Source organism: Aeromonas sp. R3-1, assembly GCF_040908345.1.
GTDB lineage: Bacteria > Pseudomonadota > Gammaproteobacteria > Enterobacterales > Aeromonadaceae > Aeromonas > Aeromonas veronii.
Map to the genome: position 1 here is coordinate 1 of NZ_JBFODN010000256.1, position 15,677 is coordinate 15,677.

Genomic DNA, 15,677 nt, shown 5'->3' on the forward strand with positions numbered 1-15,677 from the left:
GCTGTTTTGAAAGATTCCGATCAGTTACTGCTGCAGCTCCTGCTCGCTGAACACCCCGGCAAACAGGGCGCTGGAGAGGTAACGCTCCGCCGCACTCGGCAGGATGACCACTATGGTTTTGCCCGCAAATTCCGGCAGTTCGGCAAGACGGCTGGCAGCCACCACCGCAGCACCGGAGCTGATACCGGCCAGGATCCCCTCCTCCTCCATCAGGCGACGGGCCATCTCGATGGCTTCATCGCTGGTCACCTTCTCCACCCGATCGATGAGGGAGAGGTCCAGGTTGCTCGGGATAAAGCCGGCGCCGATCCCCTGGATCTTGTGGGGGCCCGGTTTGATCTCTTCCCCGGCCAGCTTCTGGCTGATGACCGGCGACTCGGCCGGTTCGACCGCGACAGAGACCACCGCCTTGCCCTGGGTCTTCTTCAGGTAGCGGGAGACACCGGTAATGGTGCCGCCGGTACCGACCCCGGCTACGAACACATCCACTTCGCCGTCAGTGGCATCCCAGATCTCGGGGCCGGTGGTCTTTTCGTGGATCTCCGGGTTGGCCGGGTTTTCAAACTGTTGCAGCAACACATACTTGCCCGGCTCGGACTCGAGGATCTCGTTGGCCTTGGCAATGGCCCCCTTCATGCCGAGCGGCCCTTCGGTCAGCACCAGATTGGCACCGAGCGCCTTGAGCAGTTTGCGGCGCTCCAGGCTCATAGTGGCCGGCATGGTCAGGGTGATGGGATAGCCGCGAGCTGCCGCGACAAAGGCCAGAGCAATACCCGTGTTGCCGCTGGTGGGCTCGATAATCTCCTTACCCTTGGTCAGGATACCGCGCTTCTCGGCATCCCAGATCAGGTTGGCACCGATACGGCACTTTACGCTGAAGCTGGGGTTGCGGCTCTCGATCTTGGCCAGCACGCGGCCTTTGGTAACACGGTTGAGACGAACCAGCGGGGTGTGACCGATAGTCTGGCTGTTGTCCTCAAAAATTTTGCTCATGGCGCTATCCCTGTGTTTGTTACGACGATGAAACAAGATTACCCTGTGGTTTCTGAATGAGAAGTGACTATTCGTTATAACCATATGGTATTACAACATATAGAGCTTATTCTCTCTGGCCCCTGACTCCGGGAGCCAATCGTCAAAGGAACCGACGTTATGGGATTTTCAGGAAGCAGCCAGTATCTCGCCTCCGATGCATTGAAGATGGCGGTCAATGCCGCCATCACCCTCGAAAAACCGCTGCTGATCAAAGGGGAGCCGGGCACCGGCAAGACGGTGCTGGCAGAAGCGGTCGCCGATCATCTTGGCACCGATCTCATTGCCTGGCATATCAAGTCCACCACCAAGGCCCAGCAGGGACTCTACGAATATGATGCGGTGGCCCGGCTGCGCGATTCCCAGCTCGGCGACCCCAGAGTAGCCGATATCAGCCACTACATTCGCCAGGGCAAACTGTGGCAGGCTTTTAGCGCCGAGCAGCGACCTGTGCTGCTGATCGACGAGATCGACAAGGCCGACATCGAATTCCCCAATGATCTGCTGCTGGAGCTGGATCGGATGGAGTTCGACGTCTACGAGACCGGCGAGCGAGTCAGGGCACGCCAGCGTCCGGTGGTCATCATCACCTCCAACAACGAAAAAGAGCTGCCGGATGCCTTCCTGCGCCGCTGTTTCTTCCACTACATCCGCTTCCCCGACAAGGCCGAGATGCAGGCCATCGTCAAACTCCACTACCCCGACCTCAAGGAGAGCCTGCTTGGCGAAGCGATGGATCTCTTCTTCGAGCTGCGCGAGGTAGAGGGGCTGCGCAAGAAGCCCTCCACCTCGGAGCTGCTGGACTGGATCCGCCTGCTGCTGGCCGACGATATCGCCCCCGAGGCGATGCGCGCCCGCGAACCCGGCAAGCTGGTACCCGCACTATATGGCGCTCTGCTCAAGACCGAGCAGGATTTGCATCTCTTCGAGAAGCTCGCCTTTTTGGCCCGACGCGGCAGCTGACTCATGCTGATCGACTTTTTTACCCATCTGCGCCGCCACAAGCTCCCCTGCAGCCTGCGTGAGCTGCTGGACTTGCACGCCGCGCTGGCCGCCCGGCTGGTCACCATCGATATGGGCGAGTTCTACCAACTCTCCCGCTGCCTGCTGGTAAAAGACGAGGCTCACTACGATCGCTTCGATCGCGCCTTCGCCGAATACTATGAGGGGCTGGAAGCCATTCCCCTGCTGCCGGAGAGCCTGCCCGAGGAGTGGCTGCGCAAGGAGGTCGAACGGCTGTTGAGCCCAGAGGAGAAGGCGTTGCTCAAATCCCTCGGCGGACTCGACAAGCTGCTGGAGACCCTCAACCAGCGGTTAAGCGAACAGAAAGAGCGCCACGCCGGTGGCAACAAGTGGGTGGGAACCGGTGGCAGCAGCCCGTTTGGCCACGGCGGTTTTCACCCCGAGGGCGTCCGCATGGGGGGAGAGGGGCAGCACGGCAAAGCGGCCAAGGTGTGGGAGGCCAGACTTTATCGCAACTTCAGCGACGACTCGCCGCTCGGCCAGCGCGCCATCCAGCTGGCGCTGCGCAAACTCAGGCGCTGGGTGCGCAAAGGCAACCCCGACGAGCTGGATCTCGACGACACCATAAAAAGTTCGGCCCGCCAGGGCTGGCTCGATGTGAAGCTGCGGCCCGAGCGCCACAACGGGGTGAAGCTGTTGGTTTTCTTCGATGTGGGAGGCTCCATGGATGCCCACGTGGCCGAGGTACAGCGACTCTTCTCCGCCCTGCGCCACGAGTTCAAGCATCTGGAGTACTTCTATTTTCACAACTGCCTCTACGACTTCGTCTGGAAGGATAACGCCCGCCGCTTTGAGGAGCGGTTCGATACCCTGCGGCTGCTGCGCACCTACGGCAGCGACTACCGGGTGATCCTGGTAGGTGATGCCACCATGGGCCCCTACGAGATCACCTGGCCCGGCGGCAGTGTCGAGCAGTGGAACGAGGAGTCGGGTCAGGTGTGGCTCACCCGATTGCAGCAACACTTTCCCAAACTGGTGTGGATCAACCCCACCCCGCGGCGGGAGTGGCTCTGGCACCCCTCCATCAAGCTAATGAATGACGTGGTTGGCGGGCGGATGCATCCGCTGACCCTGGCGGGTCTTGCTGCGGCGATCGATCAGCTGTAACCCTCTCACCCCTATAAACCGACAAGCCGGGAACGCACCCGGCGAGGAGCAAAGATGACCTCTATCGTGATCAGTGGCTCAGGCCTCTATACCCCACCCTTTGCCGTCAGCAATGAAGAGCTGGTGGCCGCCTTCAACCAGTATGTGGATCTCTACAACGAGGAGAACGCCTCCGCCATCGACGCCGGCCAGCTCCCCGCCAAGCAGCACTCCAGCTGCGAGTTCATCGAGAAGGCCTCCGGCATCAAGAGCCGTTATCTGTTGAGCCGCGAGGGAGTGCTCAACCCCGACATCATGCAGCCGCTGCTGGCAGAGCGGCCCGATGAGATGCCCTCCATCATGGTGGAGATGGCGGTGGCCGCCGCCGAACAGGCGCTGATCGCCGCCGGCCGCGAGCCGGGAGAGATCGATTTGGTGATAGTGGCGGCATCCAACATGCCACGCCCCTATCCGGCGCTGGCCATCGAGCTGCAGCACTATCTGGGAGCGAGCGGCATGGCCTTTGACATGAACGTGGCCTGCTCGTCTGCCACCTTCGGTATCAAAACAGCAGCCGACATGCTGGCGGCAGGCAGCGCCAAACTGGCGCTGGTGGTCAATCCGGAGATCTGCTCGGGGCACCTTAATTTTCGCGATCGGGATAGCCACTTTATCTTCGGCGATGCCTGTACCGCGGTACTGCTGGAGCGGGAGGCCGATTGCAAGGTGGCCAATCCGTGGCAACTGGTAGCAAGCAAGCTGGTGACCCAGTACTCCAACAACATCCGCAACAACTTCGGCTTTTTGAACCGGCTGAGCCCGCGTACCCGCTACGGCGACGACAAGCTGTTTCGCCAGCAGGGTCGCAAGGTGTTCAAGGAGGTGTTGCCACTGGTGTGCGACCAGATTGCCTGCCAGCTCGATGAACAAGGTTGGGCAGCAGACTCCCTGAGCCGGCTCTGGCTCCATCAGGCCAACCTCACCATGAACCAGTTCATCGGCCGCAAGCTGCTGGGCCACGATGCCAGCCAGCAGGAGGCGCCGGTCATTCTCGACAGCTATGGCAATACCAGCTCGGCGGGTTCCATCATCGCGTTTCATCTGTACAATCGCGACCTCCCTGTCGGGGCGCGCGGCGTCCTCTGCTCGTTTGGCGCCGGCTACTCCATCGGTAGCCTGCTGCTGCAACGGTGCTGAGGATGGCGTGCCTGTCGCGGCGGCCATAACAACAAAAACGCTGTTCAGGTGAAATCATGATGAGAATCTCGGGGCGCTGCGCCCTGCACTACGGGGTAACCCTGTCACTCTTTTGTCTCTATGGCTGGCAGGTTTGCCCGTTTCTTGAGAGCCTCACTCTGCCCCAGCTGCTGGGGCCGACGCTGGTGACGTTCGCCATCATGTTCGCCGTGCGCAACCGCCTGCTCTCAAGGCGGCCCCTGCCGCGTAACGGGCTGGATGGGTTTGGACTGGAGGTCGGTTTCTACCTGCTGGGAGCACTGCTGCTCTCGGGCTACAACGCCCTGGCCCACGACTTTCCGCTGGAGAGTCACCTCAAGGTATTGCTGGGGATGACCACCCTCGGCTTTCTGGTGGCGGCCGACCTGACTCTGGAGCGAGATTGGCATCGGGCCAGAGCACGGCAAGCCGAGCAGAGCCTGGCACTGAGCCATCCGCTGGCCATGCCGCTGCCACGCAAGTTCACCCTCTTTACCCTGGCAACCCTCACCTTATTGGGGTGCGTATTCTTCTTGCTGTTCAACAAAGATCTGGAGTGGCTGGTGACGGTGGAGCGCAGCCTGCCGAGGGTCGAGGCCCAGCACTACATCCTGTGGGAGATCGCCTTCGTGATGACGGTGACCTTCTGCTATCTCGCTCTCATTATTCACGGTTATGGTCGTAATCTCGGCCTCTCCCTGCGCCAGCAGACCCGCACCATGGCCAGAGTGCAGTGTGGTGACTTCGACGCCCGGGTGCCGGTCACCCGGGATGACGAGTTCGGCCTTATCGCCGCCAGCACCAATCAGATGATCGGTGAGCTGAAATCCCGCAGCGACGAGCTCAACCTGACCCGCGACGTGGCTATCCTTGGCCTCGCCTCGCTGGCGGAGACCCGGGACAACGAAACCGGCGCCCATATCATTCGCACCCAGCACTACGTCAAGGCGCTGGCGCAATACCTCAGTCGCAGCGATTGGGATCGCTATCCGCTCGATGACGCCACCATCGACCTGCTGTTCAAGTCGGCTCCCCTGCACGATGTGGGCAAGGTGGGCATTCCCGATGCCATCCTGCTCAAACCGGGCAAGCTGACCGACGAGGAGTTCGCCATCATGAAGCGCCACCCGCAGATCGGCGCCGATGCGCTGGCGAGCGCCGAGGCGCAGCTGGGCTCCAACTCCTTCTTGCGGCTGGCCCGGGAGATCTCCCTCACCCACCACGAAAAGTGGGATGGCAGCGGCTATCCGGCTGGGCTGGCGGGTGAGGACATTCCCCTCTCCGGGCGTTTGATGGCGGTAGCGGATGTCTACGATGCCCTCATCTCGAAACGGGTCTACAAACCTGCTTTCAGCCATGAGGAAGCGAAGGAAATCATCGTGAAGGGGAGCGGCAGCCATTTTGATCCCGGCATTGTCGCGGCGTTTCTCGCCTGTGAAACGCAGTTCAGAGAGATTGCCGCGCAGTTTCAGGATCACCACTGAGCAAGTACATGCCGACCAGCTTGCCCTGATGGCTGACAGGGCAACCGGTGTCATAAATTGTACACAAACAGGTCTGACCATTGCCGGTTCAGCGCCATGCTGACAGCCTTTGCCACGCCGTGCCCATATTGATATTTCCCTTTATTTACAGCTATTTTTTGTCATTTTGTGATCCGGGTTCGTGCCAATGACGCAACCGGGATCACAAGATGGCAGGAAAAGGCCGCAATTTGCCCTCCGGCGCCAATGATGGCTTTCAATGAAAGCGAGGTTTGCTATCATCCGGAGACATTTTTCATCTGTCGCCGGCTACAAAAGAATACCCTCATGTACACACAGTTCTTCGGCCTCTCGGAACACCCGTTTTCCATCTCGCCCAATCCCAAGTACCTCTATATGAGCGAGCGCCACGGCGAAGCCCTTGCTCATCTCAACTATGGATTGCAGGATGGCGGCGGCTTTGTGCTGCTGACCGGCGAAGTGGGCACCGGCAAGACCACCGTCTCCCGCTGCCTGCTGCAACAGCTCCCCGCCGAGACCGAGATCGCCTATATCCTCAACCCCTCCCTGACCGAACGGGATCTGCTGGCTGCCATCTGCGACGAGTTTCAACTCCCCTATCCCGAAGATGCCGGGATCAAGCGGCTGTTCGACCTTATTCGCGATCACCTGCTGGCCAACCTGGCGGCAGGCAAGCGCAGCGTGGTACTGGTGGATGAGGCGCAGCACCTGCTGCCCGGCGTACTGGAGCAGCTGCGTCTGCTCACCAACCTCGAAACCGACGAACGAAAACTGCTGCAAGTGGTGCTGATCGGTCAGCCCGAGCTGCAACAGATGCTGCGCCAACCCCTGCTGCGTCAGCTGGCCCAGCGCATTACAGCCCGCTATCACCTGCTGCCGCTCTCTCATAGCGATGTGGATGCCTACGTCCGCTTCCGGCTGCAAGTCGCAGGCTGCGTACAACCCATCTTCACCCCGCGCGCCATCAAGACGCTTCATCGCCTGAGTGGCGGCATCCCCCGTTTCATCAACCTCATCTGCGACCGCGCTCTGATCGCCGCTTTCGCCCGTGGCAGCTACAAGATTGTCCACAGCGATATCAGCCAGGCAGCCTTCGAGGTCAATGGCGTGCGGGACGAAGGAAGCTGGGCCTCCGGTCTGATGGTGACGCTGGCGGGCGCCCTGCTGGTGGCCGCAGGCTGGTGGGGCTGGCAATTTTTCGGCGTGTTCCCCACCCGTCCGGTAGTCAAGGTCGAGGTGCCGGTCACCATCGACGAAACCGCCGAGCAGCAGGAGCAGCTGACCGAGGCAATCAATCAGGCCATCGACCCCGACAGCGCCATGCAGAATCTCTATCGGGTCTGGGGTTATGAACCGGAACCGTTCGAGGCAACCTGTGACAATGCGCCCCGTGCCGGTCTGCGCTGTCAGGAGGGAGAGGCAAGCCTCGACGAGCTGCGCGCCCTGCAGTATCCCGCCATGATCACGCTCACTGACCAGACTGGCGGCCTCTACTATGCGACCCTGGTCAATCTGGGGCCGAACAAGGCCAGCCTGATGATAGGTGACCAGAGCTGGCAGGTGGATCGCCAGTGGCTCAGCGACAACTGGGGCGGCAGCTACACCCTGCTCTGGCGCATGCCGAAAGGGGGCGTCAGCCTGATCGCCAGCAATGCCGGTCAGACCCAGATCCAGTGGCTCGACAATGCCCTGAGCCGTGCGCTGCAGCAACCCGAGCGCAAGGTGCGCCGTTTCGATGGCGAGCTCAAGAACAAGCTACAGCAGTTCCAGCGAGATCAGGGGCTCACCCCTGATGGCATCGCGGGCAGCAACACCCTGCTGCGTCTCAACGCCCTCTCCGGTGAACCCATGCCCAGACTGGAGGAGGCCTCCTGATGTCTACCCTGCTCAAGGCGCTGCGCCGTGCGCAGCAACCGCAACTCTCCGCCCATATTCCGGCTATGGGCTTGCCCATGCCCCGGGAAGAGGAGCGCAGCCCACGCCGCATCGGCTGGCTGCTGGCTCCCCTGGCCTTGCTGCTGGGGGTGGGCGCCAACTATGGCTGGCATCTGATCCACCTGCGCCCCATCGAGGAGAAGGTGGAGGTGAAAGAGGTGATCACCCCGCCCTTCGTGCGGGTCGAACCCAAGGCAATGGCTACCCGTCCGCTCCCCCCGCCCCTGCCGAAGCCGGTGGCCCAACCCAGAGCAGTGGCCAAAAACGAAGGGACCAGTCAGGAGAATGCCCCCGCGCTGAGTCTGGCCGAGCAGCTGATGAAAGCCCTCAATGAAACCCCATTGCAGGAGACGCCACACGCCGCCAGCCAGAACGTGCAACCAGCCCAGTTGATGGCGCTGGGCTCGGCACCCCAGTCGGTGCGCCAGCAGGTGCCGCAATTGAGCTACGGCTCTCATGTGTTCTCCTCCAACCCCGCCAAGCGGGCCGTAGTGCTCAATGGCCGGGAATACCGGGAAGGGAGCGAAATCGCCCCGGGAGTCATGCTCGCCACCATCGACCAGCAATACATAGTGCTGCAGGTCGCCGGACAGAGCGTGACCCTCAAGGCGCTGCAGGATTGGCGAGGGTGAGTACGCACCGTACCCTGATGTTCACTGGCAAGCAGGATGCACCTCACCTGAGCGCCACTTTTGTTAGCATTCAAAGGTTTACGGTGTGATGAAATATCCATTTTTACGGTTTGGCGCGCCCCGACCCGTTGTGTCACAGCCACCGGCCGTACACAATACGCAGCCGCCCCAGAGCCTGGAATTTGTTGATTAATATGACGCTACGATTCAGGGATGACATTTTGACCATGCTGCTGGCCCAGTGCCGGCGGCTTCCCATGACCAGAGTCACCCAGGTGGCCTTTCTGGCGCTGCTGATCATGCTGGCCCAGCAGAGCGCCGCCCTCACCTGGCGTCTGCTCACCCTGGCAAGTCCGCAAACCAGCCAACCGTGGCAACCCTCCGCCGTGGCGGTCAGCGGCCAGCGCACCCCGCGCCTTGAACTGGGCGAGGTAAGCCGACTGGCGCTGTTTGGCAAAGCGATCCCCAAGGCGCAGGCCAAAGCCGCCGTGGCCGCCAATGCGCCGCGTACCCAACTCAATGCCCAGCTCAACGGGGTGTTGGCGAGCTCGGATCCCGCCAAATCCATCGCCATCATCGCCATGTCCGGCATCCAGAACTCCTACGGGGTCGGTGACATGATTGACGGCACCCAGGCGCGGATCCGGCAGGTCTATCCGGATCGGGTGATCATCGAGCGGGATGGCCGCGACGAGACCCTGATGCTGGATGGCGAGGAGTATGGCAAGCCGCTGCCGCAGACCAACGCCGCCCCCCTTGGATCCCTGCGCAGCGAGCTGATGGCCGATCCGGGCAAGATCACCGATTACCTCAATATTTCACCGGTTCAGGTGGATGGCCGCATGACCGGCTATCGCCTCAATCCGGGCAGCAATCCTGAGTTTTTCAACCAGAGCGGGCTGCAGGCCAATGACCTGGCCATCAGCATCAACGGGCTGGATTTACGGGACAACATGCAAGCCATGCAGGCGATGCAGCAGATGGCTGGCGCAACGGAAATGACAGTGACCGTCGAGCGACAGGGCGAACAGTTCGACATCTATGTGCGCTTGTCAGAATAATGATTTGGAGTCGTACCAATAATGACCACTAAAGGGAAAAGCTGGCGTCTGGCCACTATCGCAGCGGCACTGATGATGGCGGGCTCAGCCTGGGCCACCGAATACTCTGCCAGTTTCAAGAACGCCGACATTGAAGAGTTCATCAATACGGTGGGCAAGAACCTCAATAAAACCATCATCATAGAGCCCTCGGTGCGCGGCAAGATCAACGTGCGCAGCTACGACCTGCTCAATGAGGAGCAGTACTACCAGTTCTTCCTGAGCGTGCTCGACGTCTACGGCTTTGCCGTGGTGCCGATGGACAACGGTGTGCTCAAGGTGCTGCGCTCGCGGGATGCCAAGACCTCCGCCATTCCGGTGGTGGATGGCAGCAACCCGGGCTCCGGCGACGAGATGGTGACCCGGGTCGTTCCGGTGCGCAACGTCTCGGTCCGTGAACTGGCGCCACTGCTGCGCCAGCTCAACGACAACGCCGGTGGTGGCAACGTGGTGCACTACGAGCCCTCCAATGTGCTGCTCATCACCGGCCGCGCCGCCGTGGTCAACCGCTTGGTGGAGGTGGTGAACCGGGTCGACCGCGCAGGCGATCAGGATGTGGACATCATCAAGCTCAAATTCGCCTCGGCGGGGGAAATGGTGCGGCTGGTGACCAACCTCAACAAGGATGGCAACCCCCAGGGGGGCACCGCTTCCCTGCTGCTCTCCCCCAAGGTGGTGGCCGACGAGCGCACCAACTCTGTGGTGGTGAGTGGTGAGCCGAAAGCGCGCGCCCGCATCATCCAGATGGTGCGCCAGCTCGACCGCGACCTGCAAAGCCAGGGCAACACCCGGGTCTTCTACCTCAAATATGGCAAGGCCAAAGATATGGTCGAGGTGCTCAAGGGGGTCAGCTCCAGCATTGAGGCCGACAAGAAGGGCGGCGGCGCAACCACAGGTGGCGCCAGCATCGGCGGTGGCAAGCTGGCCATCTCCGCTGACGAGACCACCAATGCGCTGGTCATCACCGCCCAGCCGGACGTGATGTCCGAACTGGAGCAGGTGGTGGCCAAGCTCGATATCCGCCGCGCCCAAGTGCTGGTGGAGGCGATCATCGTCGAAATAGCTGACAGCGATGGTCTGAACCTCGGGGTACAGTGGAATCATGCCGACTATGGTTCGATTCAATATCCCGATACCGGAGTTCCCATTACCTCGAAAGTCACAGCAGACAAGCTCAAAGATAACGGGAATCCGGAACCCATTACCAAACTCATGTCGACCGTAAATGGCATGGCCGCCGGTTTCTATCACGGCGACTGGGCCATGCTGACGACAGCGCTGGCTTCCAATACCAAGAACGATATTCTCTCGACCCCGAGTATCGTCACCATGGACAACAAGGAAGCCTCTTTCAATGCAGGCAAGGAAGTACCTGTCCAGACAGGCACTCAAAGTTCGACCAGTAGTGACAGCGTCTTCAATACCATTGAGCGCAAAACGGTCGGAACCAAGTTAACCGTCACCCCTCAGATCAACGAAGGGGATTCGGTGCTGCTGAATATCGAGCAGGAGGTCTCCAGTGTTGGCAAACAGGCTGAAGGTACCTCAGGCCTGGGTCCAACATTTGATACCCGTACAGTGAAAAACTCGGTATTGGTGAAGAGCGGTGAAACAGTCGTGCTTGGCGGTTTGATGGATGAACAGACCAAAGAAGAAATCTCCAAGGTACCGCTGCTCGGTGATATTCCTGTGCTGGGCTATCTGTTTCGCTCCACCTCCAACTCAACCTCCAAGCGCAATCTGATGGTCTTTATCCGCCCGACAATTTTGCGTGATGCCGATGTGTACTCCGGCCTATCCAATAACAAATATTCCCTGTTCCGTGCTGAACAACTGGAAGCGGCAGCTCAAGAAGGGTACCTCACCTCGCCCAAGCGCCAGGTATTACCGGTCTACGGCCAGGATGTGATGGTGTCGCCCGAGCTGCAAAAAGAGATCCAGAAGCAGATCAACGAGATGCGGAGCAGACAGCAGAACACTGTCGAGACCACCACCCCGTTTGTGCAGAGTAAGCCCTGATGAGTGCCTACCATCTGGATGGAAGCGTCGGGCCTGCGCCACTGCCCGAGCTCCCCTTTGTCTTTGCCCGCAATTTCGGGGTGATCCTGATTGAGCGGGACGGCGCCCCCGTGCTGCAGTGCCGCCCTGGCGTCACCCCGCAGGCCCTGCTGGAAGTGCGGCGGGTCGCGGGTTGCAGCTTCGCGGTTGAGCAGCTCGACAACGAGGCCTTCGAAGAGCTGCTGATGGCCCACTATCAGCGCGACTCCTCCGAGGCGCGCCAGCTGATGGAAGATCTCGGCAACGAGATGGACTTCTTCGCGCTGGCCGAAGAGCTGCCGCAAAGCGAAGATCTGCTGGATGCCGATGATGACGCCCCCATCATTCGCCTCATCAACGCCATGTTGAGCGAGGCGATCAAGGAGGAGGCTTCCGATATCCATATCGAGACCTTCGAGCGGGCACTGGTGATCCGTTTTCGTATCGATGGGGTACTGCGGGAGATCCTGCGCCCCCATCGCAAGCTGGCCTCACTGCTGGTCTCGCGGATCAAGGTGATGTCGCGGATGGATATCGCCGAGAAGCGGGTACCGCAGGATGGCCGTATCTCGTTGCGTATCGGCGGTCGCGCCGTCGACGTGCGGGTCTCCACCATGCCGTCCAGCTACGGCGAGCGGGTGGTATTGCGTCTCTTGGACAAGAACAACGTGCGCCTCGAGCTCAAGCAGCTGGGGATGACCGCGGCCAACCGCACCATCATCAGCGAGCTTATTCGCAAGCCCCACGGCATTATTCTGGTCACCGGCCCGACCGGTTCCGGTAAATCCACCACCCTCTATGCGGCGCTGTCTGAAATCAACTCGCGGGATCGCAACATCCTGACGGTGGAGGACCCTATCGAATATGACCTCGAAGGGGTGGGCCAGACCCAGGTCAACACCAAGGTGGACATGACCTTCGCCCGCGGCCTGCGCGCCATCTTGCGTCAGGATCCGGATGTGGTGATGGTGGGGGAAATTCGAGATCTGGAAACCGCCCAGATTGCGGTGCAGGCGTCGCTGACCGGTCACCTGGTGATGTCGACCCTGCACACCAACACCGCCATCGGCGCCATCACCCGCATGCGGGACATGGGGATCGAGCCCTTCCTGCTCTCCTCGTCGCTCTTGGCGGTACTGGCCCAGCGGCTGGTGCGCACCCTCTGCCCCGATTGCCGCGCCCCGCGTCCCATCACCGAGCAGGAGCGCCTCGCCATGGGCATCGAGCTGGCCCCCGACCAGCAGGTGTGGCGTCCGGTCGGGTGCGAGCTGTGCAACCACACCGGCTACCGTGGCCGGACCGGCATCCACGAGCTGGTGGTGATCGACGAAGCGGTGCGTGAAGCCATTCACAGTGCCAGCGGTGAGCTCGCCATCGAGCGGCTGATCCGCGGCCACACCCCCAGCATCCGCCGTGACGGCATCGACAAGGTCCTCAAGGGGCAAACCAGCCTCGAAGAGGTGCTGCGCGTGACCCGGGAAGATTGAGATGGCGGCATTCGAATACAAGGCCCTCGACAACAAGGGACGCAGCAAGAGCGGCGTAATGGAGGGCGACTCGGCCCGTCAGGTGCGCCAGCTGCTGCGCGAACAGGGGCTCACTCCCCTCGAGGTGAACGAGACCACCGAGAAGGCGAAACGGGAAGCGACCCGCTTCGCCCTGTTTCGTCGTGGTGCCAGCACTGCCGAGCTGGCCCTGATCACTCGCCAGCTGGCCACTCTGGTGGGCGCCGGTCTCACCATCGAAGAGGCACTCAAGGCAGTGGCCGAGCAGTGCGAAAAGGCGCACTTGCGCTCTCTGGTGGCGACCGTGCGCAGCAAAGTGGTGGAAGGCTATTCGCTGGCCGACTCGCTGGGGGCTTTTCCACATGTATTCGACCAGCTGTTTCGCTCCATGGTGGCGGCCGGTGAAAAATCGGGCCATCTGGAGAAGGTGCTCAACCGCCTTGCCGACTACACCGAGCAGCGCCAGCACATGCGCACCAAGCTGCTGCAGGCGATGATCTACCCTATCGTGCTCACCTGCGTCGCCATCGGGGTTATCTCGATCCTGCTTACCGCCGTGGTGCCCAAGGTGGTGGCCCAGTTTGAACACATGGGTCAGCAGTTGCCGGGCACCACCCGTTTTCTCATCGGCACCAGCGAACTGATGCAGGCCTATGGCCTCTGGTTCCTGCTGCTGATCTTCCTTGGCAGCTTTGTCTGGCGCTGGTGGCTCACCGATGAAAAGCGTCGCCGACGCTGGCATCAGGTGCTGCTCGGCCTGCCGGTGATTGGCCGAGTCAGTCGCGGTCTCAACACCGCCCGCTTCGCTCGCACTTTAAGCATCCTCAACGCCAGTGCGGTGCCGCTGCTGGAGGGGATGAAAATCTCCGGCGAAGTGCTCTCCAACGACTTTGCCAGAATGCGCATTCTTGAAGCCGCCGAACGGGTGCGCGAGGGGACCAGTCTGCGCAAGTCGCTGACCGAGACCAAGATTTTCCCGCCCATGATGCTGCACATGATCGCCTCCGGCGAGCAGAGCGGCGAGCTCGACAGTATGCTGGAGCGGGCGGCAGACAACCAGGATCGGGAGTTTGAATCCCAGGTCAATATCGCCCTCGGGGTGTTCGAACCCATGCTGGTGGTCTCCATGGCCGGGGTGGTGCTGTTTATCGTGATGTCGATCCTGCAGCCGATCCTCGAGCTCAACAATATGGTGAATATGTAAGTTTCCGGCGTTCGATAGCCCCGCTGGCGGCCCGTCGAACCCACCCAGTGATCACTCTCTGATGGGCTATCCCATCTCATTCGTTACGGAGCAACTCATGAACAAACGTCGTCAATCCGGTTTTACCCTGCTGGAAGTCATGGTGGTCATCGTGATCTTGGGCATTCTGGCCAGTCTGGTGGTGCCCAACCTGATGGGCAACAAGGAAAAGGCTGACCAGCAGAAAGCGGTCTCCGACATCGTGGCGCTGGAAAATGCCCTCGACATGTACAAGCTGGACAACAACCGCTACCCGACCACCGAACAGGGTCTGGACGCACTGGTGACCAAACCCTCCATCGACCCGGCGCCGCGCAGCTACCGCGATGGCGGCTACATCAAGCGCCTGCCGCAAGACCCCTGGGGCAACCCGTATCAACTGCTGAGCCCGGGCCAGTACGGCAAGATCGACATCTTCTCCATGGGTCAGGATGGCGAAGCCGGTACCGATGACGACATCGGCAACTGGAACCTGAAGGATTTCCAATAAGTGATTAACCGCCGCGTGCACTCTGTGTTGCTGGAGCAGTCCGAATGAGGGCTGCACCATCTGCCCGTCGCCAATCCGGCTTTACCCTGCTGGAAGTGTTGCTGGTCGCCATGCTGATGGGGCTGGTGGCTACCGCCGTCACCCTCAGCATGGGAGGCGCCAGAGGGGATCGGGAGCTGGACAAGCAGGCGCGCCGCCTGATGGCGACCCTGCAGCTGGCGCAGGAGTATGCGGTGATGGATGGTCGGCTGGTGGGCATTCGTATCGAGGATAACGGCTGGCAGTTTATGCAGCGTCAGGCCAAGGATCGCAAGTGGCTGGCCCTGACTGGCGACAAGCAACTTGGGCCGGTGCAACTGGCCGAGAACATGACGCTGGCGCTGGAGCTGGAAGGCTTTGGCTGGCAGCCGGACTCCGACGAGAAAACCGAACAGAAGCGCGACGAGAAGGAGCNCACGCCGCAGTTGCTCATCTTCCCAGGCGGCGAGCTGAGCCCGTTCGTGCTCACCTTCACCCAGCAGGATGAGGATGCCCGCTACACCCGCATCGTCAAGGGGGACGAGTTCGGCCGCCTCACCCTGCTCACCGGCGATGAAGATGAAGAGGTGAGCGAATGAAAGCCCGGGGCATGACACTACTCGAAGTCATGGTCGCACTGGCCGTCTTTGCCATCGCGGGTCTCGCGGTAATGAAAACCGCCAGCGAACACCTCTCGGCCCTCAACTATCTGGAGCAGAAGACACTCGCCACCTGGGTGGTAGAGAACCAGCTGGTGCAGCAGAAGCTCGAGAACAAGTGGCCCGGCGACAGCTGGGTGGAAGGGGATGAGCAGATGGCGGGCAGCACCTGGTACTGGCGCTATCGCGGCGTCGCC

Annotated in this window: 14 protein-coding genes; 13 read left to right on the plus strand and 1 reads right to left on the minus strand. The window is 61.0% G+C overall.

Features of this window, described 5'->3' with window-relative positions:
* Positions 1-24: 24 nt before the first annotated feature.
* A complete protein-coding gene (gene cysK, locus AB5Y85_RS17540) occupies positions 25-993 on the minus strand; it encodes a cysteine synthase A (RefSeq protein ID WP_257687117.1) in 969 nt (322 codons plus the stop codon).
* Between the two features lie 159 nt (positions 994-1,152).
* Between cysK and AB5Y85_RS17545 the strand changes: the two genes are divergently transcribed.
* From AB5Y85_RS17545 to exeI, 13 genes are all read left to right on the plus strand, one after another.
* A complete protein-coding gene (locus AB5Y85_RS17545) occupies positions 1,153-1,995 on the plus strand; it encodes a MoxR family ATPase (RefSeq protein WP_100654238.1) in 843 nt (280 codons plus the stop codon).
* Between the two features lie 3 nt (positions 1,996-1,998).
* Complete coding sequence (locus AB5Y85_RS17550; protein WP_257123435.1) at positions 1,999-3,162, plus strand: VWA domain-containing protein; 1,164 nt, start codon at positions 1,999-2,001, stop codon at positions 3,160-3,162.
* A gap of 54 nt (positions 3,163-3,216) precedes the next feature.
* Positions 3,217-4,338: a beta-ketoacyl-ACP synthase III gene (locus AB5Y85_RS17555; RefSeq protein WP_257123436.1), complete on the plus strand. Its 1,122-nt coding sequence runs from the start codon at positions 3,217-3,219 to the stop codon at positions 4,336-4,338.
* Positions 4,339-4,394: 56 nt separating this feature from the next.
* A complete protein-coding gene (locus tag AB5Y85_RS17560; protein ID WP_257123437.1) occupies positions 4,395-5,840 on the plus strand; it encodes an HD domain-containing phosphohydrolase in 1,446 nt (481 codons plus the stop codon).
* A 327-nt stretch (positions 5,841-6,167) separates the two neighbouring features.
* Positions 6,168-7,736 (plus strand): ExeA family protein, encoded by a 1,569-nt coding sequence (locus AB5Y85_RS17565; RefSeq protein WP_040065846.1) that lies wholly within the window; start codon positions 6,168-6,170, stop codon positions 7,734-7,736.
* Positions 7,736-8,428: a type II secretion system assembly factor GspB gene (gene gspB, locus AB5Y85_RS17570; RefSeq protein WP_257687118.1), complete on the plus strand. Its 693-nt coding sequence runs from the start codon at positions 7,736-7,738 to the stop codon at positions 8,426-8,428. Before AB5Y85_RS17565 ends, gspB begins: the two co-directional genes overlap by 1 nt.
* 227 nt (positions 8,429-8,655) lie before the next feature.
* Complete coding sequence (gene exeC, locus AB5Y85_RS17575; RefSeq protein WP_306459288.1) at positions 8,656-9,489, plus strand: GspC family type II secretion system variant ExeC; 834 nt, start codon at positions 8,656-8,658, stop codon at positions 9,487-9,489.
* A 21-nt stretch (positions 9,490-9,510) separates the two neighbouring features.
* The gene (gene exeD, locus AB5Y85_RS17580) at positions 9,511-11,547 is read left to right on the plus strand and encodes a GspD family T2SS secretin variant ExeD (protein ID WP_257123440.1); all 2,037 of its coding nucleotides are present in this window, start codon (positions 9,511-9,513) and stop codon (positions 11,545-11,547) included.
* Positions 11,547-13,052 carry a GspE family T2SS ATPase variant ExeE gene (gene exeE, locus AB5Y85_RS17585; protein ID WP_005338295.1) on the plus strand — a complete coding sequence of 502 codons (1,506 nt, stop codon included), beginning with the start codon at positions 11,547-11,549 and terminating at the stop codon, positions 13,050-13,052. The genes exeD and exeE overlap by 1 nt, the downstream gene beginning before the upstream one ends.
* A gap of 1 nt (position 13,053) precedes the next feature.
* Positions 13,054-14,274, plus strand: a complete 1,221-nt coding sequence (gene exeF, locus AB5Y85_RS17590) for a GspF family T2SS innner membrane protein variant ExeF (RefSeq protein WP_005338296.1) — start codon at positions 13,054-13,056, stop codon at positions 14,272-14,274.
* A 97-nt stretch (positions 14,275-14,371) separates the two neighbouring features.
* On the plus strand, positions 14,372-14,803 hold the full coding sequence (exeG, locus tag AB5Y85_RS17595) for a GspG family T2SS major pseudopilin variant ExeG (protein WP_257123442.1): 432 nt from the start codon (positions 14,372-14,374) through the stop codon (positions 14,801-14,803).
* Positions 14,804-14,847: 44 nt separating this feature from the next.
* Entirely contained in the window at positions 14,848-15,420 is a 573-nt protein-coding gene (exeH, locus tag AB5Y85_RS17600; protein WP_368221885.1) for a GspH family T2SS minor pseudopilin variant ExeH, read from the plus strand.
* On the plus strand, positions 15,417-15,677 hold a 261-nt coding region (gene exeI, locus AB5Y85_RS17605; RefSeq protein WP_368221886.1), incomplete at its 3' end, for a GspI family T2SS minor pseudopilin variant ExeI. The genes exeH and exeI, both read left to right, overlap by 4 nt.